General features: G+C 47.1%; 2 protein-coding genes. Both read left to right on the top strand.

Features of this window, described 5'->3' with window-relative positions; genetic code table 11:
- On the top strand, positions 1 to 361 hold a 361-nt coding region (locus ACWHAR_RS28355), incomplete at its 5' end, for a sugar phosphate nucleotidyltransferase (RefSeq protein ID WP_452088605.1).
- Positions 361 to 647 (top strand): GDP-mannose 4,6-dehydratase (locus ACWHAR_RS28350; RefSeq protein ID WP_452088604.1); only part of this gene is annotated, 287 nt, incomplete at its 3' end. The genes ACWHAR_RS28355 and ACWHAR_RS28350, both read left to right, overlap by 1 nt.

Genomic DNA, 647 nt, shown 5'->3' with positions numbered 1-647 from the left:
AGGAGCAAAAGTGCTTCTGAAAGAAGTTGATGACCCGGAACGTTTCGGGATTGCTGAGATTGATGAGAAAAACAAGCGGATTCGTTCCATCATCGAAAAGCCCGAACAGCCACCGACCAACCTTTGTGTTACCGGCATTTATATGTATGATGCAGAGGTGTTTTCGTATATTGAACAAATATCACCATCAAAGCGCGGCGAGCTGGAAATCACCGATGTGAATAATCTATACATCGAAAACAGCCAGCTTACGTATGATGTGTTATCAGGCTGGTGGGTAGATGCCGGAACTCACGAATCGCTTTATCTCGCTTCCCAGCTTGTACACCAGGCTTTACGGAAAGGACAGGACGAAAAGTGATGGCAAAATCATATTTAATTACAGGCGGTGCCGGCTTCATCGGGCTCACGTTTACAAAGCTCATGCTGAGGGAAACGGATGCGCGCATTACCGTTTTAGATAAACTGACGTACGCCAGCCACCCGGAGGAAATGGAAAAATTAAAACAAAACAGCCGTTTTCGCTTTGTAAAAGGGGACATCAGCGTTCAGGAGGATATCGACCGCGCGTTTGATGAGACCTACGATGGCGTCATTCACTTCGCAGCAGAATCGCATGTGGACAGAAGCATTTCCCAAGCAGAGCC

The organism is Bacillus sp. LR--39, from assembly GCF_053613335.1.
This window is presented reverse-complemented; position numbering and strand designations above follow the sequence as displayed.